We start from the raw sequence: 22,489 nt of genomic DNA, 5'->3' as shown, positions 1-22,489 counted from the left end.
ATTTATTGAAATAAGATAAAAATTAATTTTAAAAATTTATGAAAAATAAAGGATTTAAAAGGTTATTTTATGAACCCAAACATTATTGAATTTAAAAAAAAAATAACGACTTTAGAGGATCAAATTACAACAGATATTCAAACTATTAACGATATTAAACAGTTATACCAAGCCGAAGTAGAATATATTGGTAAAAACGGTCAAATAGCCGTTTTATTGAAGGAATTAAGAAATTACTCTTTAGAAGAAAAAAAAACCATCGGGAAAGCTATTAATCTTTTAAAACAAAAAATAAACACTTTATTTCAAGAAAAAACATATGTTTTAGAACAAGAACAATTAAACCAACAATTAAAAGAAGAAGAAACGGATATTTCCTTACCTTCTTTTCAATTACCAGTCGGAACCATTCATCCTTTAAATAAAATCCTCGAACAAGCGGAAGACTTTTTTTTAGGCATGGGTTATTCTATTTATGATGGTAAAGAAATTGTGAGTGATTTGTATAATTTTGAATCAATGAACATTGGTAAAGAACATCCAGCAAGAGACATGCAGGATTCTTTTTATTTAAATATTAACCCTCAATCGCTCTTAAGAACCCACACTTCTTCTGTCCAAATTCAAGCTATGTTAGCAAGTAATTCCCAACCTTTAAAAGTTATCTCTTATGGCAATGTTTTCCGTAGAGATAAAGATGATGCGACTCATAGTCATCAATTTACCCAATTAGAGGGCTTTGTTATTGATAAACACACTACTTTAATAGATTTAAAACAAACTATTATTATGTTTGTGCAACACATTTTCGGTACAGAACAGAAATTATTATTCCGTCCTTCTTATTTCCCTTTTACTAATCCTAGTTTAGAAGTTGATCTAATTATCAAACAAAAAGGTGAAAAAGACGTTTATTTAGAAGTTATGGGAGCAGGGCAGATTCATCCCGAAATTTTAAAAAACGGTGGTTTTGATCCAGAAATTTTCCAAGGTTTCGCTTTTGGTATCGGTATCGAAAGAATCACAATGTTAAAATACGGTATTAAAGATATTCGTCATTTTTATAATAACGATATGCGTTTTTTAAAACAATTCGCTAAATAGTTTTTATCATCTTTTTTTAATCAAATAATTTACTAACAAGGAGTTATCTTATGATAATTAACGAAAATATCTTAAAAAAATATCTTTTTCCGCTGCCCAATGATTTAAAAGATTTAGTCAATAACCATATTATTGAAGTTGAATCCACAGATCTTATTAACCCTAACCAAGAGTTAATTATAGGGGAAATAGTACAATTTGAAAAAATACCTCAGACAGTTAAACTTAATTTAGTGCAAGTTAATATTGGTAAGGAAGTTTTATCTATTGTTTGTGGAGCTTCTAATTTAGCGGTCAATAAAAAAGTAGTAGTAATCCAAAGTGGGTCTTATTTAGACACTATTAAAACGACTATTGAAAAAAAAAACCTTTACGGAGTCGAATCTAACGGTATGATTTGTTCCGCTGAAGAAATCGGTTTAAATCTGAAATATTTAACAGATCAAGAAAACACCGAAGAGGGGATTTTACTTTTAGGTGATGACGCTCAAGTAGGACAATCAGCTCTAGAATATCTTCAATTACAAGGTTCTTTTGTGGAATTAGCTTTAACTCCTAATAAAGCGGAGTTATTGTCTCATATTGGTTTTGCGAAAGATTTAGCCGCTATTTCTAGGCCTAAACAACATCTTAACTTTATCGCCCCTTCTTATGAACCTATTCGCGAAGAACAAGAAGTTAACCCTTTTCAAGTGAAAATCAATAATGATCATTGTTGGGAATATAATCTACGTTATTTAACGGATGTGAAAGTGACTACTAGCCCTTTATGGTTAAGAAATATTTTAAATACCAGTCATATTAAACCAGTTAATAATGTAGTGGATATTATGAACCTAGTTATGATCGAATATGGTATTCCTATCATCGCTTTTGATGCTAGTGATTTAAAAAAACCTACTATTGAAATTAATCAAGCTCTTTCAGGGCAAAAAGTGGTTGATGCTGAGAAGAACGAATATCTTTTAAACGAAGAAGATATAGTGATTACCAACAATAAAAAAATTATTTCAGTAGCGGGTATGATTAACTCTGTTGAATACAACATTAATCGCCAAACGCGAGAAATAATTCTTTCCACAGCTGCTTTCCAAACAGAAAATGTTTTTAAAACGAGTAAAAGGTTAAATATTCAAAATGAAAACGCTTTACGTTTTAAAAGAGGGATTGATCAAGCATTATTAAAAGAAGCTTTAGATAAAGCGACTTCTTTATTGCAAGAATTAACTTCAGTTAAAGTAAACCAAAAAATGGTTTCTTCTCATCTGAAAACACGTCAAAACCCTGTTTTAACTTTCTCTTTAAAAAAGATTAATAAAAAAACTGGGATTAATTTTTCATCCCCAGAAGTCATAGATATTTTAACTAAATTAGATTACCAAATTAAAACTTCAGAAAATAACGTTTTTCAAGTGGTTGGCCCATCTAGACGTTATGATGCGGAAATTTATGAAGATGTTATCTCTGATTTAGTTCGTATTCGTGGTTATAATGATATGGATGTTTCAGAAAAAAGCCAATATAAAACTATTGGTTTAAGAACTAACCGTCAACAAGGTTTATATAAATTAAGAAGTTTATTAGCTAATTTAGGTTTTATGGAATTAAAAACTTATAGCTTATTAAACGAAACTCTTTTTAAAATGTTTTCTAATAGTCAAGAGTATGTTTCAGTAACTAAACCTATCTCGCAAGAAAAAACTATTTTAAGACAAAATTTAGCCGCTAATATGACAGAAGTCTTAAGTTTTAATCAAAAAAATAATAACCTAAATAACGCTTTTTTTGAAATTGGTAAAGCTTATTATGCCGACCGAGAAATCATGCATTTATCTTTAGGTTTAAGTGGTTTATTTTTCAATTCCAGTTGGTTGAAACAAGATATCGAAAGTTCTTTTTTTGTGTTAAAAGGAGTCTTGGAAAGAATTCAACTTTTTTTAAACATAGATTTAAAGTTAGTAAAAACTAAGGAATATGCCAACCTTCACCCTGGTAGACAAGCTAATATTGTCCTAGATAAGGAAAAAATTGGTTTTATTGGCGAGATACACCCTAATGTTAATAACGCTTATCATCTAAAAAAAAGTTTCCTTTTAGATATCACTTTAAAAGATAGCTTTTTTGATGAACCAAAGACCATCGTTTTTCAAAATATTAATAAATTCCCTTCTATCACTAGAGATTTAAGTTTTTTAATTAACCAAAAATACACTTTTGAAGAAGTATCTTTATTTTTACAACAAGAAGTGTCAGATATTTTAGTCAAATACGAACTTTTAGATCTTTATCAAAATAAAGATTTATCGACTGATGAATATTCCTTATCTTTCAGGTTTACTTTTAAAGACAATCAACAAAGTTTACAAAAAAACAATGTTGAAAAAATAATGACTAAAATAGAAGATAAATTAAAACAATCGTTTCAAGTCCAAATCAGATAAGGTGGTTCATTTTTTTGCGTAAAGGAATTATAATTGAATTTTTAACTAAAGATTATGTTATTGTCGATCTAGAAACTAAAAAAAAAATTCATGCCCAAGTTAAAGGAAAAATACAAAATATTAAAAATAATTCTGATACTGCGGATTACTCCAAAATAAAAGTGGGTGATATAGTCATGTTTGAACGTAAAAAAAACCAATTTTTAATTGATAGCATTGTTGTTCCCCGTACTAACGAATTACAAAGACCTAGTATCGCTAATATCAATCAAGTCTTTTTAGTCTTTTCTTTGGTACAACCGAAGTTCCATTTTAAATTATTAGATAAATTTTTAATTATTTTGCAAAGATTCCGTTTAAAAATAATTTTAATTTTTACTAAAATAGATTTAGTGGAATCATCCAAAATAGACCTTTTAAAAAAGAAAATATCTTATTATGAAAAATTTTATCAGGTTTTTTATGTGACTAAAACTAATAAAGAAGGTTTAGATGTTTTATACCCTCTTTTCAAACAGCAAGTCACCATTTTAGCCGGACAAACCGGAGTAGGTAAATCTACTTTATTAAATTCTTTAACTTCGCTTAATTTAAAAACTCAAGAAGTTTCTAAACATTTAAGTAGAGGTAAGCATACGACCAAAAACTCGAAATTGTTTTTTTTTCATGAAGGATATATAGCTGATACTCCTGGTTTTTCGAAACTAGATTTATCAGAAATTAAAGTTGAAGAAATTAAAAATTTTTATAATGATTTTGTCCTTTTATCTGAAGAATGTTTTTTTGGTTATAGTTGTTTACATATTAATGAGAACAAATGTAAAGTCAAAGAAGCGGTAGAAAATAGTTCCATTCCTCTAAAAAGATATAATAATTACCTTTCTTTTGTAGAAGAAATTAAGAACAAAAGAACCAAATTTAAACATAAAACATGATAATTTTTGGATTTTAACTTTCTTTTGATCATAAAGATTAAAATAAAGGTAAAATGATATCAGAAACTCATTTTTTAATTAAGAAAGTTGTTTATTGATATGAATTTTGATAAAATTAACCAAAGACAAAAAAAAATACGTAATTTTTCTATTATCGCTCATATAGACCATGGAAAATCTACTTTAGCGGATAGGATTTTAGAAATAACTAATACCATTGAAAAAAGGTCGATGAAATCTCAATATTTAGATTCGATGGATTTAGAACAAGAACGTGGCATTACTATTAAATTAAATTCAGTGGAAATTATTTATCAAGCGAAAGATGGGGAAGAATATATTATGCATTTAATTGACACTCCGGGACACGTGGACTTTAGTTATGAAGTTTCACGTGCTTTGGCCGCTTGTGAAGGGGTTTTATTAATAGTAGACGCTTCGCAAGGAATTCAATCCCAAACCTTATCCAACGTTTATTTAGCTTTAGAAAATAATTTAACTATTATTCCGGTTTTAAATAAAGTAGATTTACCCAACGCTGATGTAGAAAAAACTAAATTAGATATTCAAGATACGTTAGGACTAAATACAAATACTATTATTTCCGCTAGTGGTAAAACTGGTTTAGGAGTGGCGGCAATTTTAGAACAAATCATTACTAACATCAAACCGCCTCAAGGGGATGCTGCTAAACCTTTACAAGCCTTAATTTTTGATTCCACTTTTAACACTTTTAAAGGAGTTATTCCTTATATTAGGATTGTTAACGGCATAGTTAAAAAAGGCGATAAAATCCATTTTATGGCGAGTAAAGCTGTTTATGAAGTGATTGAAGTAGGTATTTTTAACCCTCATCCTTTTAAAAAAGATTTTTTAGCAGCAGGCGATGTAGGTTATCTAACTGCTTTTATTAAAAATATGGACGCTGTGAGAGTGGGAGATACCATTACTTTACAAAAACACAATAATGCAGAAGCTTTACCAGGTTATCGTCAAATCAATCCTGTAGTTTTTTGTGGACTTTATCCTGCGGATACAAGTAAATACGAAAGTTTAAAAGAAGCTTTACAAAAATTAAAATTAAACGATTCTTCTTTACTTTATGAAAAAGAAAATTCTAATGTTTTAGGTTCTGGTTTTAGGATTGGTTTTTTAGGCCTTTTACATATGGAAATTACCCAAGAAAGAATTGTTAGAGAATTCGGTATCGAAGTAATTATTACCGCTCCTTCGGTAATTTTTAATGTGTTTACTAAACAAAATCAAAAAATTATTATTGATAATTTAAACAAATGGCCTAATAACCAATCTATCGAAAGAGTAGAAGAACCTTATATTAATGCTTTTATTACTTGTCCGGAAATGTATATTGGAGCAGTCATGGAGATTTCTCAAAATAAAAGAGGCCAATTAGAGAATATTCAATATTTAAACGATCAAAGGGTAACTCTGAATTATCTATTACCTCTTTCCGAAGTAATTTATAATTATTTTGATAAATTAAAATCCGCGACTAAAGGTTATGCATCTTTTGATTATCAATTAGATAATTATCGTCCTAGTAAATTGAAAAAAATGGATATTTTATTAAATTCTGAAGTAGTGGAAGCGTTGTCTTTCATCGTACATGAAGATTTCGCTTATAACAGAGGGAAAGCTATTTGTCAAACTTTAAAAACCATGATTCCCAAACAAATGTTTGAAATTACAATTCAAGCGGCTTTAGGGAAAAAAATTATCACTAGAGAAACGATTAAATCGATGCGTAAAAACGTGATTGATAAATGTTATGGTGGTGATGTTACTAGGAAGAAAAAACTTCTTTCCAAACAAAAAGAAGGTAAAAAGAAAATGAAAACAATAGGAAGAGTTAAATTACCTCAAAAAGCCTTTTTAGCTATTCTTTCGGCCAACGACAATTAAGATTTACATTGTCTTAATAGCTTAACAAGAGACCAAAGGTTATTTAATTTATTCAAAAGAGGTTGAAAAACATGAGCAATTTAATCGAATTAAAAAACATTAATAAAGTCATCGATAATCAAATTATTTTAAAAGATATTAACTTAGAAATCAAAACTAATGAATTTGTGACTTTATTAGGCCCTTCAGGATGTGGAAAAACCACTATTTTAAAAATTATCGGTGGTTTTGATGATTTTAGTAGCGGAGATGTTCTTTTCAACAATAAAAGCATTGTTGATGTGCCGCCGCATAAAAGATTAATTAACACTGTCTTTCAAAAATATGCTTTATTTCCTCATTTAAATGTTTTAGAAAATATCGCTTTTAGTTTAAAAATAAAAGATTTAAATTATGAAACTAATCAAAAAATCAAAGCTTTAAAGGTTAAAACTCAACGAGAGATAAACGTTTTAATTGAAATTTATCAAGAAAAAATAATGGCTAAAACCTCCTCTAAAAAGACTTGGTTACAACGCTGGTTCAAAGTGGGTTTTGCGCCAGAAATCAAAGCATTAAAACAAGAGTTAAAAGAAAAAATAAACCTTATTAATCAAGAACACCAAAAAAAAATAACTCTTTTAAAAAAAGACCTTTTAACTTATCAAGAAAAAAATGCTTTTATCAAAAAGACTGTTTTGCATTATTTAAAATTAGTTGGTTTAAAGGGGTTTGAAAATAGAGATATTAACCATTTATCAGGCGGGCAACAACAAAGAGTCGCTATCGCGAGAGCTTTGATTAATAAACCCAAAGTCTTATTGTTAGACGAACCTTTAGCTGCTCTGGATTTAAAATTAAGGCAAGAGATGCAATACGAATTAAAAGAAATTCAAAGAAATTCTGGGATTACTTTTATTTTTGTGACACACGACCAAGAAGAAGCTTTGGTTTTAAGTGATAAAATCGTAGTTTTAAAACAAGGCGAAATTCAACAAATAGGCACTCCCCAAGATATTTATAATGAACCAGCTAATAAATTTATCGCCCAATTTATCGGGGAATCTAATTTAATTCCTGGAGTGATGAAAAAAGATTTTTTAGTGTGGTTTGACGATAAAGAATTTGTTTGTGTAGACCGTGGTTTTGATGAAAATCAAAAAGTAGATGTAGTAATTCGTCCGGAAGACATTGATATTATCAAATGGGAAGATGGTTTAATCCAAGGGATCGTCCAATCAGTTTTATTTAAAGGAGTTCATTGGGAAGTAATTATTAACAATAAACATCGTAATTATTTAATCCATACAACGGATTTTGTGCAAGTGAATAGCCAAGTCGGGATTACTTTCAATCCAGAAGATTTACATATTATGGAAGTATGGTGAACAAATATGTCATCCTCACGCACCAACAAAACAAATAAAATTTATAAATGGTTGTCTTTGCCGTACTTTATCATTATTGTTTTTTTAGTGATTGTGCCTATTTTAATTATTTTATTTGATTCCTTTCAACAATATAACGACCAAAAATTAGTCAAAATAGTTTTTACCACTGAATATTATCAAAATTTTTATAAGAATCTTAATTTTATTTATGTCTTATTGAGATCGATTTCGATCGCTGTTATCGCTACTTTTTTAATTATCCTTTTATCTTATCCTTTGGCTTATATCGTTTCTAAACGCCATGTCTTAATCCAACCGATATTAGTTTTATTGATTAATGGGACTATTTGGATTAATATGATTTTAAAAACCCAAGCTTTGGTGCAAATTTTTTCTTTAATGGAAAGGTGTTTCGGTATAAGGATTTTAGAAAGCGATATCGCTATGTTTATTGGTTATATTTACTTATTTTTGCCTTATATGTTTGTTTCTATTTATTTGAGTATCGTGAAAATAGATCCGAACTTGGTGGAAGCGGCAAAAGATTTAGGAGCTAACGAAAAACAAATTTTTACTAAAGTAATTTTCCCTTTGTCTTTGCCAGGAGTTTTAGCCGGAACTGTTTTAATTTTATTACAAATAGTTACCAATATTGTTGTACCTAAATATTTAGGACCCACTACCGTTACTTCTATTAGCGAACTAATTGAAAATACCACCTTTTTAAACGGGGATATAAAAAGTGCTTGCGTAATGGCAGTTAATTTAACTTTGTTAATGTTTTTAATTTTAACTTTTTTTAAAAAAAGTAACAAATATAAAGGTAATAATGATTATGCAAAAGAAAAATAAAACTAATTTTTCCTCTCTCTTTTTGGTTTTGATGATGATCTTTATTTATCTTCCTATTATTTCCTTAATTATTTTTTCTTTTAATGAAAACGAAGGAAGAATAGCATCTTTAGTGCATTTTAACAAATTTGGGATTAAATGGTATTATAAAATATTTCAAGATAATTCGATTAAATCCACTGTTATAGTTACTTTTCAAATCGCTTTCTTATCGACCTTTTTTGCTACTATTTTTGGAACTTTAGCGGCTATTTCTTTAATGAATTACAAAAATAAATGGCGTAAAGTGATTTTAAATGTTAACCAATTGCCGATCATTATTCCGGAAATAATTAACGCTTTAGCGTTGTTTGTTTTATTTAGTTGTGTGGGTTTAACTAGTGGTTTTTGGCGTATGTTATTAGCTCATATTTCTTTTAGTGTACCTTATGTTTTGGTCACTGTTTACGCTAAATCCTCTACTTTAGATATAGATTCAATTGAAGCTTCTTATGATTTGGGCGCTACACCCTTGCAAACCATTATCAAAGTTTTTTTGCCTCAATTAAAAGGTTCGATGTTGGCTGGCGCGAGTATCGCTTTCGCTTTATCTTTTGATGATTTTATTATTTCTTATTTCGCTGGTGGAGCAGACTATCAAAATATATCTGCTTATATTTATAGCTTAAAAGGAACCGTTAATCCTACTATTAACGCTTTATCGTCTATTTTAATTTTATTTGTGCTAATTAAAATTTTATTAAATTATTTAAATTTAAGAAAAGACTCTAAAAAACATGAATAAAAAAAAATATCTTTTGCGGATCGGTCTTTTGATGGTCTTTTTTAGCATTTTTTATTTAGCATATAAAATAATGAGAAAAGACTCTTATTCTCATCCAGAAAAACAAACTATTATTTTGTTTAATTGGGGCGAATTTATAGAACCAAGTCTTATAACTGAATTTAACAAACAATCAACAAACTACGTCATTAAACAAAGTTTTTTTTCTTCTAATGAATTGGCTGTTAACAAAATTAAATCCGGGGATAAATACGATATTGCTATTTTGAGCGAATACGCGATAGAAAAATTAAACAAAGAAGATCCGAATTTATTGGAACGAATTTATTACGATAAAATTGATAAATTTAAAGGAAAAAAAGAAATAGGCGAATTGACAAAAAAATTTAAAGGCGTATATGATAATAAATTACCTCAAAATATAAAACCTTACACTATTCCTTATTTTTGGGGCAATTTAGGTTTATTATATAATAAAGAAAGAATAAACAAGGATGAAATCCAAAATTGGAAAAATTCAATGATGAATCCGGAAAAGAAAATTTCTTTATATAATAATTCTTTTGAAGGTATTTTTATCGGTTTAAAGGCTACTGACGGGAATATTCAAAACCCTACTTCAGATCAAATCATTAAAGCTAAAGAATGGCTATTAGACTTGAAAAACACCAATAATAAATTATCTTTTGTTACTGATCAACTTCTTGATCAAATGAAAATCCAAGGCGAAGAAAAATACGATATTTCTTTAACTTATTCCGGTGATGCTAGATTCTTAATGAAACAAAATAAAAATTTAGATTTTTATCCTTTTGATGAAGGCGACGAAAAAGAACGAGGTACCAATATTTGGGTTGATAGCATCGTGTTACCGAAAAATGCGAACACCAAAGGAGCTTATGAATTCATCAACTTCTTGTTGGACAAAAAAAATATAAGCAAAAACGCCGAATTTATCGGTTACGATTCGCCTTATAAGGAAACAAAAAATGGCGAATTACAGATTGAAATAAAAGACGGCGATCAAATGTATCAATATAATAAAGAAATAAAAAAAGAAATAAATGATTCTTGGAATGAAATTTACGCTCACCCAAGACCACAAGATAATTATTTATTATTTATCAATTTATTCATTATCTCGCTTCTACTTCTCTTCCGATTTATCAAATATTTTCGTAAAAAATAAAAAGGAGGAATATTAATTCATGAGCGCCGAAAATGTCATATACATTTAGAGTCAATTTCTTTTTGTTCATTTTCATGTTAATTTTTGCAATAAAAACAGTTAAACAAACAAATTAATGGAAGAAAAAATAAATTATTAGAAACCAATAATGCTTTATTGGAAGAAATAAATCAAAATTTAAAAACAAAAAATAATTTTCCTAATAATAAAAAAGACGCTTTAAAAGGGTCTTTTTTATCTTTATAATATTACAATAATACAATAATCTATTTATATCAACTGGGTTTATTTATATATCGGTTTTTTTAAAATTAGCTAATAATGATTTAGTATAAGGGTGTTGTGGATTATGTAGGATCGCTTTAGTAGAACCTTTTTCTACCACTTTGCCTCCGTACATAACGATAATATCATTTGCCATTTGAGAAACAACCCCTAAATCATGAGTAATGAACAAAATAGAGATCTTTTGTTCTTTTTTCAATTCATTCATTAAGTTTAAAATTTCTTTTTGCACGATAACATCTAAAGCAGTAGTCGCTTCATCAGCGATTAAAATTTTAGGTTTACAAACTAAAGCGATGGAAATCATAACTCTTTGACACATGCCGCCGGATAATTGATAAGGATAGGATTCCATAATTATTTGGGGATTTTTAATTTTTACTTTACCTAACATTTCTAAAGCTTTATTATAAGCTTCTTTTTTGTTCATTTTACGGTGTAACATTAAAACATCCATTATTTGGTTTTTAATTTTAAAAACTGGATTCAGACTTGCCATAGGATCTTGGAAAATCATTGCTATTTCGTTGCCACGAATTTTCTGCATTTCTTGAGCGTCAAACTTAGAAATAACTTGTTTGTTAAAAACAATTTCTCCTTGGTGTATTTTTTGATTGGGTTCAAACAATTGTAAAATAGACATAGCTGTTTGACTTTTGCCGCTACCAGATTCTCCTACAATACCTAAAGTGCGCCCTTCTTCCAATTCAAAACTAACCCCTTCCACCGCTTTGATGAAGCCTTTTTGAGTTTGAAAATAAGTATGTAAATTATTAACTTTTAATAAACTCATGCTTTTTTACCATCCTTTTGACTGATTTTTTTATTTTTAATAGTACAAGCGACAAAATGATTAGGAGACACTTCGTGCCAATCTAGATCTTTTTGATCTGATCTGTATAAAAAAGAGACTTTATCAGTTTCATATGTAATTTTAAAATAATTTTCTTTTTCTGTTTCTAACTTAGGAATAGCGTTTAATAATTGTTTGGTATAAGGGTGTTGGGGATTTTTAAAAATTTTCTCTGTAGGCGCTAATTCCACTAACTTACCCAAATACATGACCGCTATACGATCGCTAATATAACGTGCTACTCCTAAATCATGAGTGATAAACAAAAAAGTCAATTGATATTGTTTTTTTAAATCATCCAAAAGGGTTAAAATTTGCTCTTGAATAGAAACATCTAAGGCTGAGACTATCTCATCACAAACGACAAATTTAGGCTTTAAAATCAAAGCTCTAGCGATAGATATCCTTTGTCTTTGTCCGCCAGATAATTGATGAGGGAAACGATCATAAAAAGATAAATCAACTCCACATTTCCCCATTATCTGCAAAATCATCTTTTTATGTTCAGGATCATTTTTGCTTTTCACCATTTTATGAATCAATAAACCTTCGCCAATAATATCTCCTATTTTCAAACGAGAATTTAAAGAAGAAAAAGGGTCTTGGAAAATAATTTGTAAGTCTTTTCTCAATAAACGTGTTTCTTTGTTCGATAAAAGCGTTAAATCTATTTCCTGTTCGTCTTTATAATAAAAAACATGACCCGAAGTAGGTTTTTTAATTTGTAAAATAGTTTGTCCTAAAGTTGATTTTCCCGAACCAGAGCCACCCACAACACTTAAAGTTTCTCCTTGAAAAACGGATAAATTAATATTATTATTAGCTTTTAAAACGATATTATTTTTTTTCGCAAAAGCCTTTTTTAAGTCAAAAAATTTAGATAAACTTTGTGTTTTAATTAAAATTTTATTTTTTATCATTTTTTTCAAATCCTTTTTATTTTTTTAAATAAGACTTAAAAACACGTTTTTTCTTAAAAAGAAATCTTTTTTAGAGGAACCCATTATCATTCTTTTATCATCCTCAAGAAATCTTTTGGTTAGCAATCTTTTTACGATTAGTTTAAAAAAGATTTATTATTCTTGTTGTTCGTTTTTCGGGTCAAAATATTCCATCAAACCAGAACCTATCAAATTAAAAGATAAACACGTTAAAAAGATCACAATAAAAGGTCCTAAAAACAGATGGAAATACCATCTCATATCACTTTTACTGGAACTTAAAATACTTCCCCATTCAGGAATTTGTGGATCTAGTCCTAAACCGATAAAACCTAGTCCTGAAGCAGTTAGAATAGCAGATGACATGCTTAAAGTAATTTGAATGATGAAACAAGATGTTAAATGAGGTAAAACATGTCTAAAAATAATTTTGATATCACTCGCCCCTAACGCTTTAGAAGTTTTAATAAAATCTTTTTGTTTTATTTGCATCGTATTAGCTCTCATCACTCTGATAAAAGAAGGAATACGAGAAATACTTAAAACAATCACTAACGAAGTCATGCTTTTATTTAAAAAGAACATAATTACGATAGCTAAAATAAAATCAGGAAAAACTACTAAAATATCACATACAAAATTAATCACAGTATCAAAAAATCCTCTAAAATAACCCGCCATAATTCCTAAACAAGAACCTATTATGCTACTTATTGCAACAGAATAAAAAGCTATTTGTAAAGAAATTTTAGCTCCATATATCACTCTACTAAATAAATCTCTACCAGTGGAATCAGTTCCCATCCAATGGGCCCAACTAATTCCTTGTAAGCGTTTATAAGGCGATACATTAGGATTTTTGATAAAAGAAAAAAAAGGCATCATAAAAGAAAATACAATTAAAAGGTTTAAAAATAAAGAACCAATTAAAATCTTTTTATTGCTTTTGATTGTTTTAAACATCGTATGAATTGATTGTGGTATTTTTTTTATTTTTAACATTTAAATTTAATTATCCTTTTTTTGAACATTTATGTATTTAAATTTTTTTATTTATACGAGGATCTAATAAAGTGTAAACAAAATCTAACAATAAGTTAAAAAGGCTAATGAATAAAGCTAATAAAATGATGCTTCCTTGTAATACTAAATAATCTCTATTCTCGAATGATGAGATAATTAAACTTCCAATTCCTTTAATGTTGAAAACGAATTCAGTAATTATAGCGCCACCGATTAAATAACTAAACATTAAGCCTATATGAGCCACAACAGGAATTAACGCGTTTTTTAAAGCATATTTAAACATAATATGATTTTTGGACAATCCTTTAGCGTAAGCTGCTTTGATATAAGGTTGTTCTAATATTTCTTTCATACTGGTTTGAGTTATTTTAAACACCGAAACACTCACGACTAAAGATAAACTTAAAACAGGTAAAATCATAGCTTGCAGAGTGTCAAAACCTGATCTAGGCAAATGAAACATTTTTCCTAAATATAATTGCATTAAACAAGCGATAACAAAAGTAGGAGACGACATGACAAAAACAAAAAAACCGTTTAAAAGTAATTTTTTGTTCTTACCTTTCGAATAAGACGAAAGAACACCGAATAAAATACCTAATAAAGAACCAAATAGAGCGCTCAATAACGCTAATTTAAAAGTGTTATGAAAAGCTTTAAAAAATAATTTTACGGCTGGCAATTTATCATTATAATACGAATTACCGAAATCAAAATGCAAAAAAATTTGTGTTAAGTAGTTGGTCAATTGTTTTAACAAAGTCAAATCAAGGCCTAAATCGCGTTCTAAAGCTTTTCTTTGTGCTGGGTTGCCGCCTTTCAACCCTGCAATTGCACTAATAGGATCGCCAGGTATTAATTTAACGGTAAAAAAACTTATAAAAATAACAGATATAAAAATCATCATGTTATAACAAAATTTTTTTGAAATGTATTTTATCATTTTTTATCCTCAAAATTATTTTATTATTTAAAAAAGAATGATGGTTTTTAACCCAAATATAAAAATATGTAATTCGGATTAAAACTCATCATTTTTTTATGCTAACTTTTTTATTTTTTCCCAATTTATTCTAGAAAAAATATCGCATGTAAAGTCTTTTATTTTAGAAGATTTTAAAAAGTATGTGTTTCCTTCGTATATAGGTATTACATAAACTTCATCATTTAAAATTTGTTGAACTTCTTTTACTAAAGTTGTATATGTGTCTAAATTGCTTTCTTTTTGAGCTTGTCTCAATTTAGAATCGATCACTTCGCCTTTATCTTTATCTGTTGCATCGCCTTGTTGAATGTGAGGTAAAGCATATTCAGAATCCTTTAAGAAATAATCACATAAAGCTTTGTGACCGTAACCCATTTCATGCAATTCGCCTAATAAAACCATATTATAGGAAGAAGTAGGTTTTTTCACTTCTGCTAACAAAGCATTAAAGTCAGGCATGTCTATTTCAACAACAAAACCATTTTCTCTTAAACTTTCTGCTATTTTATTAGGAAGAGAACTATTTTCTTTATTGCTACAACCTAATTTAATTTTTCTATCTTCAGCTGACAATCCGTTTACTATTGTTTTAGCTGCGTCCATATCGTATTTGCGTTTAATTTGTTCATTGTGTCCAACTAAAAGGCTTGGAACGTAAGTATCTAAGGGTGTTCCAGGCAATTTTAAAGAAGAAATTATTGGACGGAAATTTAAAGCTAAACTTATCGCTTGACGTGCTGGTTTTTTTGTGCGTGCTGCATTCATATAAATTTGAACACCCTTAGCGCTTTTATTTTCTACTATTTCTAAACCTTTAAGTGTTCTTTTAGATATTTTTTCTTTTAAAAAATCAACTTGATCAGAGGGAACGTCTACAGTTAAGTCAATTGTTCCTTCTTCTAGTTCTTGTAAAGTGGTTTCAAATGATTTTTGAATTTTAACCATCAATTTTTTCGAACTTTCTTTGATGGCTTCTTTGTTCCAATAATTTTCAAAAAGTTCAAACGAAATTTTGTCATCGCGTTCATAATTAACTAATTTATATGGACCTGCGCCGATTTTAACGCCTTGATTATTGTCAGCTTCAACTGCAGATTTACATAAAATTATATATCTTTCGAAAACAGAAGCCCAGTGTGGAATATCATTTTTAATTGTAACTTTTACTTTTTTATCATCTAAAACATTCAAATATTGAATCATATCTGAATAATCATTATTATTGTTGTTTATGCCTTTTTGAAGAGAATATACAACATCTTCGGTTGTTACAAGTTTGCCGTTATGAAAAAAAATATTATCGCGAAGAGTGAAAGTAATTTCTTTTCCTTGTTTATCACATTGTTCAGCCAGTCTACCAACTGTTTTTTTATTAACATTATCAAAAACAATTAAAGTATCGTGAACGGCTAAATAAAATCTTTGGGACAATGCAGAACTGGAATGTGATTTGTTAGTCGGATCGAAACCGTTAATATCTCCTTGCCAAACCACATTAACAACAGTTTTTTTGTCCTTATTATCTGCCCCTTTTCCAAGTTTATAAACATAAAGCACACCACAAAATAATAAAAAGCCTAATAAAACGCTAGAAAATATAATTACTAATTTCTTATTATTTTTTATTTTTGACATATATAAAAAATGCTCCTTTTTGATATTATTTAATAAATTACTGCATATCAATATAAATTATATATGTTTTTTTTTTTTTTTCAAGGGTTTGGAGAAAATTGATACATTTTTTTATTTTTATGCCTTATCCAAAAAATCAAAAAAGGTTAAAAACTTGTCCAAAATACTTGTTTAAGAAGAAATATAAACTTATCTCTCAGACAGATTTCTCATAACATTTACTAAGAGCTTTTTCTAAAAATAACTCTTTTGTGTATGCCGAAAAAAAGAAAACAACAGTTATTAAACAACAAAAAAGCTATGTGTTTACATAGCTTTTTTGTTTCTCTCAGTTCTTTATCGACTAATGAGTCTTTTATATTTTTTTAAACCTTTTCTTCAAAACTTTTTTTCAAATCAGGGTTAAAGGTTTTTTCTTTAATCATTTTTATTTCTTCTTTATAAGGAGCGAAACCATTAATTAAAGGGGTTTCTAATATTTTTGGTAAAGATAAAAAAGAAGGATGATAAATAATATTAATTAAAGCTTCAAAACCGATATTTCCGTAACCAATATTTTCATGACGATCTTTTTTACTGCCTAAAACGTTTTTAGAATCGTTAATATGAAAAACAGATAAATATTGTTGACCCACAATAGAATCGAATTCTTCCATCACTAATTCAAAGTTATTTTTAATATCATAACCAGAATCAAAAACATGACAAGTATCAAAACAAACAGAAATTCTTTTTTTATCTTCAATCAAAGTAATAATATCTTTTAACTCTTGAAAAGAAGCGCCTATTTCGTTTCCTTTGCCGGCCATAGTTTCTAAAGCTATCCCTACCTTTAAACCAGCAGTATTTTTAAAAATTTGGTTGATACCTAAAGCGATAAATTCTATCGCTTCTTTTTTTTTTTTTTTATTCATGTTATTGCCAGGATGAAGTACCATTCGAACAATTTTCATTTGTTCAAATCTGTATAATTCTTTCGTTAAAAAATCGATCGCGAAAGTTCTTTTCGCTAAAGAAGGGTTGGCTAAATTAACAATATAAGGTGCATGACCTACTAAATCATTAGGGTCTAAATTATGTTGTTTCATTTGTTCGAAAGTTTCTAATAAGTTAGCATTTTTCAAATCAGATCTAATAGTGTTTTGTGGTGCTCCAGTATAAATCATAAAAGTATTAGCGTCAAAAGATAAACTTTTTTGTAAAGAACCTAAATACATTAAAGGTTTATTAAAAGGGACATGACTACCTATTTTTATCATTCTTTTTATCTCTTTTTTTTGGAAAAATGAAGGTTATTTTTTTTACCATTTTTATTAGAAAAATTGTATTTATGGTAGGAAGGGTTAATTTTATTATTAGGAGTTTGTTTCTTAGGACGAACTTCTTTTTTAACTTCTTCTTGAAAACCTGTTTTAGTTAAAGTAATATTATTAAAATCAATATCATTAAGTTTTTTAATTTTATCCAAGGAAGTTTTATCTTTTTCGTTATAAATCACTAAAACGTTACCGTTTTTGCCCATTCTACCTGTACGACCGCTACGGTGTTGGAAAAACTCTAAATTACGGCTCGGCAAATCATAATGAATTACCCAAGTAATATCTAAGTCTAGCCCTCTGGCAGTTAAATCGCTAGAAATAATATATTGATATTTCATTTTTTTAATTTCAGCCATATGTTGTTTTCTTTGTTTAACTGATAAGTCAGAAGAAAAGTTTAAAACATTTAAATTAGCTTCTTTTAAACCTTCATAAACCATAAATTGGTCTTTTTTATGAGAAACAAAAATTAAGGCTAAATAAGGGTTTAAAGTTTTAAAAAAGTGAACCAAATTATTGATTCTTTTATCAGAAGAACTTTCTAAAGCGTAATGTTTTAAATTTATTTTTTGTTCTGAATTAACATCTAAAAATAAAGATTTGCCGAAATATTTATTAATGAAAGGTTTCATAGCGGGCGTGATGGAAGCAGAAAATAATAATATTTTAGGTCGCCATTTAACCAATAAAGGGTCTAATCCATTTAAAGATTCTTGATCAAATAACATATCCGCTTCATCTAATACTAAATAAGCAGCTTTAAAAATATTTAATTTGTTTAAAGTTTGGGCATATTCGCTTAACTTACTTAAAGTAGTGATCACCACGGGAGGTTGTTTTTTTTTCAAACTAGAGAGTATTTTTTGTTTATCCATTCCACCGTAAAAAATCTTTACTTTAGAATTTTGTTTTTCAATTTCTTTTAACATATTAAAAACTTGAAAAACAAGCTCATTAGTAGGAACAACTATCACCGCTTGAATCATGTTTTTATTCCATTCTATTTTGCTTAAAATAGGCAATAAATAAGCATGAGTTTTACCTGTTCCTGTAGGAGCAATTCCTACTAAGTTAAAAGGCTTATCAAACTCCTCGAAAAATTTTTTTTGTATTGGAGTAATAGTTTTAAATTTTAATAATTTTAATTTGTCTTGAAGATAGGTCTGCATTATTTCAACCCTTTCTTTTGTGATAACTTAAATATTTTCCGTCTTTAAACCAACGAAAATAAAAAATAAAATAAAAAAGTATTTTTTTAGTTTTTTTCCTTTAAAATATTAATAAATAGATTTTTTTGAGATATCTAAATAAACAATTAAGGAAAGAGAAATACATGAAAAAAAATAATAAAAAAATTCCGCCAAAAAAAATAAAAAAAAATAATAAAACACCAATAGTAATGAAAAAAACTAAATTTTTTACTGTTACTAATTTAGTAATTTTTCTAGCTATCTTAGTTTTTTCATTGGTTCCTATTTTAACCATTTATAGATTTTGTAAAAGTTAATAATGACTTTTAATCCGTTAATGACCAAAACCATTCAGAACCAACAGAAAACATATTTTTTTCAGAAAACTTTTCTTTTTTTAAAAAAAATTAACATAAGACATAAAAAAAACTTTTATTTTAAAAGCTTTTTTTATAGGTATTTCTTTCAAGGTCTTCATAAATAAGTTGTAAAAGCTTATTGTTGAATTTATATTGTTTATTATTATTTAAAGACGAATATTCTTTAGTTAATTCAATTGCTTCGTTAATAATAATTTTATGAGACAGTTTTTTTTCCATTAATTCGAAAGTAGCTAAACGAATAATAGCTTTATCAACTTTATTCAATCTATCTAAAGTATAATCGTATAAGTTTTTTTGAATAATATTATCTATTAAAACAATATTATTAATTAATTGTTCTACAAGAACGATCTTTTCATTAATATTAGGGTTTTGGACTTGAAGTTCGTTGTGGTAAAAATCATATTGATATAGATTATTAATGATTTCGACCCTTAGCTCTTTCATCTTTTTAGGAAACATATATATTTGGTGGTAATGTAAATTAGTTTGTGAATTTATCATTGTTTTTTCAACATAGCTTCTTCTAAATTTTTAGCCACTTGTTGCCAATTAATGATATTATAAAAAGCTTCTATGTAATCTGGGCGACGATTTTGATAATGCAAATAATAAGCATGTTCCCAGACATCTATCCCTAAAAGAGGGTAGCCTAAATTTAAAACCGTATCTTGGTTAGACGTACTAACTACTTCTAATTTCTTGTGGTGGTTTAAAATTAACCAAGTCCAACCGCTACCAAAAACAGTTTTCGCTTTTAAAGCTATTTGGTCTTTTAAAATTTCGACACTCTGATAATCACGTTCGATCAATTCTTTTAATTTACCAGCAGGTTGAGCACCATTATTAACTTGTAAATTTTGCCAAAAAAAGGAATGATTATAATGACCGCCGCCGTTATTTCTAACAGCCGTTCTTGCTTCTTCAGGCACTAAAGATAAATCTTTTAATAAAACCTCTAAATCGCCGTTAATTTGTGGATATTTTTCTAAAACAGTATTTAATTTGTTGACATAAGTTTGATGATGTTTTTGGTGATGTATTTTCATTGTTGTAGCATCAATAAAAGGTTCTAAAGCATCGTAAGCATAAGGTAATTGAGGTAGTTGATATTTTTTCATAATCTTAATCCAAATTCTTCTCCTTTTTTTAAATTGACTAATCTCTTGGCCAAGATTTAGTTGACTTTTAAATGATATCATAATAAAAACTTCTTCATTAAACGTTATAACACTTTTATAAGTGCCAAAAGGAGTAATTAAGAAATTTTGAAGTTACTTTTGATAAAAAAGGTTTAAAGCTAGTTTAAAACCTTTCTAAGATCAATAAAACGAGGTTTTTTCAAAAAATGATGTTAAAACAACTTATAAAGAAACTTTGGACTAATTTAATAATTATCAAGAATAACAATAATTTATTAATTTAGCCCAAAGTTATCTTTCATACGCTTATTTTATTTGTTGAAAAAACTTTCTTTTCCTTATTTAGTGAAAAATTGTTTATCTATTTCGTTGATCGCGATTAACCAATGATGCAACATTTCGTGATACAAATTAAAGCTTGGTTCGTTAGTGTTAGTTTGAAAACCAATTTGGTTCTTAATTTGACTACTAACAATATCTATTCTTTTTTTAGTTAAAAAAGACGGTTCGTTAGTTTGAGCTTTTTTATAAAACAAAGCTCCTCCTAAACTGCCTATTAAAAAAATTAATAAGTAAAGAAAAATCTTTTTAAAAAAGATAAAAAACATATATTTTTTTTAGTTTCTTTCTAGTTGAGGTTCTTACTGATATTATTTAATGTCTAAAGATTTCAAGCCTGCTAAGTTTAACAAACTCCAAGGTTTGTTGAAATAAGGGTGAAAAAAGAAATCTACAAACGCTAATTCATCAATAGTCATATTTTTTTGAATACATACGCTTAAAGTATTCATTTTTTCTGTTAAGTCAGCGTTAGATAAAATCTGTCCGCCTAAAATCTTACGTGTTTCTTTATCAAAAACTACTTTTAATAAAGCTGATTCATAATCCGGCATAAATTCAGGTCTGTTAGCGTCTCTGATCGTTACAGCAGCATAATTTAAACCTAATAATTTAGCCACATTTTCAGTTAAACCAGTAGAAGAGATGTTTAAATCATAGATTTTAATACCACTAGTGCCTTGAGTGCCTAAATATTTATGTTTATTTTCTTTAATGTTCATTCCTATTAAAGTCCCCATTCTAACAGCGTTAGTCGCTAAAGGAATGTATTTAGACTCTTGTGTTGGGTTATAATAAATATTAACACAGTCACCACAAGCATAAACATCTGGATTAGAAGTTTGCAAGTATTCATTAACTACTAAAGCGCCATTAAGAGACGTTTTTAATCCATGACTCACTAATTTAGTGTTCGGAATGAAACTAATACACATAATAACCATTTCTGTTTCAAAAACTTCTTTATCAGTGTGTACGTGAGTAATTAACCCATTAGAAGTTTCTAATGTAGAAACTCTTTGTCCTAAAGCCAATTTAACGTTATTTTTAGTAAAAGCGTCTTGAGCTAAATCAGTAAATTCTTTATCTAAGTATTTAGACATGATTCTTTCTTCCGCGTCAATCAACACTACTTCTTTACCTTGATGAGAGAAAGATTCCGCTAATTCAACACCAATATAACCAGCACCCACAACAGTAATTTTTTTCACGCCAGCAGCGTATTCAATAATTTCGTTAGCGTGGGCAAAGTTTTTGGATAATAATAAATTTTTAGAATCCATTCCGTCTAAGCGAGGAATAACTGGCCAAGAACCAGTAGATAACACTAGCTTATCAAAACGATCTACAAACTCTTCGTTAGTTTTTAAGTTTTTAACAACGATTTCTTTTTTATCAAAATCTACTTTTAAAACTTCGTGCTCTAAATTGACATTAGCTCCCATTTGCGTTAATTCATCTGGGTTAGAATAAAATAACCCTCTTCTATCTTGGACAACTCCGCCAATATATAAAGCTATTCCGCAAGACAGAAAGGAAACTGTGTCGTTTCTCTCATAAACAGTTACATCAACATCGCTATAATTTTTTTTAATAGTTTTAACTGCAGCAGTTCCTGAATGAGTACACCCTATAACAATAACTTTTAACATGAAAAAACCTACCTTATAATTATTTTAATTGAAAACCACATATTAATTTATTTTATATCGTTTATTTATTCCTAAAAAATATTGAATAACAAAAATAAATAACATTTAAAAAACTTTTACATAATAATTATATCATAATAA

General features: G+C 28.1%; 19 protein-coding genes. 8 read left to right on the top strand and 11 right to left on the bottom strand.

The genetic code is table 11. The annotated features are described in order from the left end of the window. Positions 1 to 69 precede the first annotated feature (69 nt). The 8 genes from pheS to RI68_RS01070 all read left to right on the top strand — a co-directional run bounded on the left by pheS (position 70) and on the right by RI68_RS01070 (position 10,598). On the top strand, positions 70 to 1,104 hold the full coding sequence (gene pheS / locus RI68_RS01105) for a phenylalanine--tRNA ligase subunit alpha (RefSeq protein WP_017193410.1): 1,035 nt from the start codon (positions 70 to 72) through the stop codon (positions 1,102 to 1,104). A 50-nt stretch (positions 1,105 to 1,154) separates the two neighbouring features. Beyond that, positions 1,155 to 3,545: a phenylalanine--tRNA ligase subunit beta gene (gene pheT / locus RI68_RS01100; RefSeq protein WP_017193409.1), complete on the top strand. Its 2,391-nt coding sequence runs from the start codon at positions 1,155 to 1,157 to the stop codon at positions 3,543 to 3,545. Between the two features lie 14 nt (positions 3,546 to 3,559). Next, positions 3,560 to 4,480 carry a ribosome small subunit-dependent GTPase A gene (rsgA, locus tag RI68_RS01095; RefSeq protein ID WP_017193408.1) on the top strand — a complete coding sequence of 307 codons (921 nt, stop codon included), beginning with the start codon at positions 3,560 to 3,562 and terminating at the stop codon, positions 4,478 to 4,480. A 99-nt stretch (positions 4,481 to 4,579) separates the two neighbouring features. Continuing rightward, positions 4,580 to 6,403: a translation elongation factor 4 gene (lepA, locus tag RI68_RS01090; protein ID WP_017193407.1), complete on the top strand. Its 1,824-nt coding sequence runs from the start codon at positions 4,580 to 4,582 to the stop codon at positions 6,401 to 6,403. Between the two features lie 71 nt (positions 6,404 to 6,474). Next, entirely contained in the window at positions 6,475 to 7,770 is a 1,296-nt protein-coding gene (locus RI68_RS01085; protein ID WP_017193406.1) for an ABC transporter ATP-binding protein, read from the top strand. A gap of 6 nt (positions 7,771 to 7,776) precedes the next feature. Then, positions 7,777 to 8,625: an ABC transporter permease gene (locus RI68_RS01080; RefSeq protein ID WP_017192237.1), complete on the top strand. Its 849-nt coding sequence runs from the start codon at positions 7,777 to 7,779 to the stop codon at positions 8,623 to 8,625. Next, positions 8,609 to 9,409, top strand: coding sequence for an ABC transporter permease (locus RI68_RS01075; protein ID WP_017192236.1), 801 nt, complete (start codon positions 8,609 to 8,611; stop codon positions 9,407 to 9,409). Before RI68_RS01080 ends, RI68_RS01075 begins: the two co-directional genes overlap by 17 nt. Continuing rightward, the gene (locus RI68_RS01070) at positions 9,402 to 10,598 is read left to right on the top strand and encodes an extracellular solute-binding protein (RefSeq protein WP_017193405.1); all 1,197 of its coding nucleotides are present in this window, start codon (positions 9,402 to 9,404) and stop codon (positions 10,596 to 10,598) included. Before RI68_RS01075 ends, RI68_RS01070 begins: the two co-directional genes overlap by 8 nt. A gap of 289 nt (positions 10,599 to 10,887) precedes the next feature. On the opposite strand, the gene RI68_RS01065 is transcribed toward RI68_RS01070, so the two are convergent. The 11 genes from RI68_RS01065 to RI68_RS01015 all read right to left on the bottom strand — a co-directional run bounded on the left by RI68_RS01065 (position 10,888) and on the right by RI68_RS01015 (position 22,348). After that, positions 10,888 to 11,676 (bottom strand): ABC transporter ATP-binding protein, encoded by a 789-nt coding sequence (locus tag RI68_RS01065; protein ID WP_017193404.1) that lies wholly within the window; start codon positions 11,674 to 11,676, stop codon positions 10,888 to 10,890. Then, entirely contained in the window at positions 11,673 to 12,656 is a 984-nt protein-coding gene (locus RI68_RS01060; protein WP_017193403.1) for an oligopeptide/dipeptide ABC transporter ATP-binding protein, read from the bottom strand. The genes RI68_RS01065 and RI68_RS01060 overlap by 4 nt, the downstream gene beginning before the upstream one ends. A 156-nt stretch (positions 12,657 to 12,812) precedes the next feature. Next, positions 12,813 to 13,679: an ABC transporter permease gene (locus tag RI68_RS01055; RefSeq protein WP_017193402.1), complete on the bottom strand. Its 867-nt coding sequence runs from the start codon at positions 13,677 to 13,679 to the stop codon at positions 12,813 to 12,815. A gap of 37 nt (positions 13,680 to 13,716) precedes the next feature. Then, positions 13,717 to 14,646, bottom strand: coding sequence for an ABC transporter permease (locus tag RI68_RS01050; RefSeq protein WP_017193401.1), 930 nt, complete (start codon positions 14,644 to 14,646; stop codon positions 13,717 to 13,719). Positions 14,647 to 14,742: 96 nt separating this feature from the next. Continuing rightward, entirely contained in the window at positions 14,743 to 16,323 is a 1,581-nt protein-coding gene (locus RI68_RS01045) for an ABC transporter substrate-binding protein (RefSeq protein WP_017193400.1), read from the bottom strand. Between the two features lie 365 nt (positions 16,324 to 16,688). Beyond that, positions 16,689 to 17,582, bottom strand: coding sequence for a deoxyribonuclease IV (locus RI68_RS01040; protein WP_017193399.1), 894 nt, complete (start codon positions 17,580 to 17,582; stop codon positions 16,689 to 16,691). A gap of 5 nt (positions 17,583 to 17,587) precedes the next feature. Beyond that, positions 17,588 to 18,811 (bottom strand): DEAD/DEAH box helicase, encoded by a 1,224-nt coding sequence (locus RI68_RS01035; protein ID WP_017193398.1) that lies wholly within the window; start codon positions 18,809 to 18,811, stop codon positions 17,588 to 17,590. Between the two features lie 458 nt (positions 18,812 to 19,269). After that, positions 19,270 to 19,719 carry a transcription antitermination protein NusB gene (locus tag RI68_RS01030; protein WP_017193396.1) on the bottom strand — a complete coding sequence of 150 codons (450 nt, stop codon included), beginning with the start codon at positions 19,717 to 19,719 and terminating at the stop codon, positions 19,270 to 19,272. Next, a complete protein-coding gene (locus RI68_RS01025) occupies positions 19,716 to 20,336 on the bottom strand; it encodes a superoxide dismutase (RefSeq protein ID WP_017193395.1) in 621 nt (206 codons plus the stop codon). Before RI68_RS01025 ends, RI68_RS01030 begins: the two co-directional genes overlap by 4 nt. A 359-nt stretch (positions 20,337 to 20,695) precedes the next feature. Further along, positions 20,696 to 20,893, bottom strand: coding sequence for a type III secretion system effector protein (locus tag RI68_RS01020; protein WP_261974270.1), 198 nt, complete (start codon positions 20,891 to 20,893; stop codon positions 20,696 to 20,698). Positions 20,894 to 21,007: 114 nt separating this feature from the next. After that, positions 21,008 to 22,348, bottom strand: a complete 1,341-nt coding sequence (locus RI68_RS01015) for an FAD-dependent oxidoreductase (protein WP_017193393.1) — start codon at positions 22,346 to 22,348, stop codon at positions 21,008 to 21,010. Positions 22,349 to 22,489 lie beyond the last annotated feature (141 nt).

The organism is Vaccinium witches'-broom phytoplasma str. VAC (assembly GCF_000309405.1).
Lineage (GTDB): Bacteria > Bacillota_I > Bacilli_A > Acholeplasmatales > Acholeplasmataceae > Phytoplasma.
This window is presented reverse-complemented; position numbering and strand designations above follow the sequence as displayed.